The 1,374-nt window shown below is 33.8% G+C and carries 2 protein-coding genes; both read left to right on the top strand.

Annotated features, from left to right (window positions below):
• On the top strand, positions 1 to 1,048 hold a 1,048-nt coding region (locus tag HMPREF1019_RS10495), incomplete at its 5' end, for a methyl-accepting chemotaxis protein (RefSeq protein WP_009295558.1).
• Positions 1,049 to 1,138: 90 nt separating this feature from the next.
• Positions 1,139 to 1,374: hypothetical protein (locus tag HMPREF1019_RS10490; protein ID WP_222859714.1), on the top strand; the 236-nt coding region annotated here is incomplete at its 3' end.

The following is a 1,374-nucleotide window of genomic DNA, read 5'->3' as shown; positions in this document are numbered from 1 at the left end:
CAAAAATATAATAAGAGGCATTGACTTAACTAAAAATTCATTAAAAGATTTCTTTGACTTTTTAAATAATAAGACAAATAGTGCGCATCTTTTAAATATTAAAGGTAAAGATGAAATTTCTCAAATGGCAGCTTTGATAGATGAAAATATTGAAAAGATTAGAACAGCTAAAGAAAATGAAAATGCTTTCATCCAAAAAGCCAACACCTTTGTAAATGAGATAAAAGATGGCAACTATGAAGCAAGCCTAGAAGCAGATACTAATAACCCAGCTCTAAATCAACTAAAAAGCACATTTAAAGATCTACAACTTGCTCTTAAAAATGCAATCTCAAGTAATGGCAAAGATGTACTTGATCTACTTAACACTTATAAAAACCAAGACTTTACAAAAAGACTTGATGATGATGGTAAGATAGCAAGTGGTATAAACTCACTAGGCATTGAAATATCTAAAATGTTAAATGACAATCTAAACCAAGCTCAAGTGCTTGAAGAAAAAGCAAAACTTTTGTCTGACTCAGTCTCACAAGTAGCTAACTCAGCTAGCACTCAAGCAAATAGCTTACAAGAATCTGCAGCTGCAGTAGAGCAAATGTCTAGCTCAATGAATGCAATAAGTCAAAAAGCAGAAGATGTAACAAGACAATCCGAAGAGATAAAAAATATCATCGTAATAATAAGAGATATAGCAGATCAAACAAATTTACTTGCTCTTAATGCTGCAATAGAAGCAGCAAGAGCAGGAGAACATGGTAGAGGATTTGCCGTAGTGGCTGATGAAGTTAGAAAACTAGCAGAGAGAACTCAAAAATCTTTAAGTGAGATAGAGGCAAATGCAAATGTATTAGCTCAATCAATAAATGAGATGAGTGAATCAATCAAAGAGCAAAGTGAAGGCATAAATATGATAAATCAATCAGTTGCTCAAATAGATAATCTAACAAAAGAAAATGTTGTAATTGCTAACCAAGCAAATGAAGTAACATCAGAAGTAGATGAGATGGCTAAAGCTATAGTTGAAGAGGTTAGGAAGAAGAGGTTTTAACTTCTTTCTTTAGAGTTTTAAACAAACTCAAATTTGTTTAAATAAGACTACAAAACAAATTATAAATTTTATTGTTAAGGGGGAAGAGGCTTGAATTACGGTCTGCTTGCAGTTGCGAGCTTGCGAAGAAAAGAAGCTCCCTTCCCCCTTAACAATCCCCCAACCCCTACGACGTTCAAGGTGCATGCAATGGTGCTGAAGCACTGCATGCGGTTTATTCTAAAAAGCTTACCTTTAATTTTAAAATTTCATGTGCGAGTAATTTCGGCTCTGATTTTAGTGGCAAGCTTTGCGAGACCTAAAATCAGTAGTCAATTCTTAGGAGT

Origin of the sequence: Campylobacter sp. 10_1_50, assembly GCF_000238755.1 — a bacterium.
Classification (GTDB): domain Bacteria; phylum Campylobacterota; class Campylobacteria; order Campylobacterales; family Campylobacteraceae; genus Campylobacter_A; species Campylobacter_A concisus_R.
The sequence above is the reverse complement of the archived record's forward strand: the minus strand, read 5'-3'. Positions and strand labels throughout refer to the sequence as shown.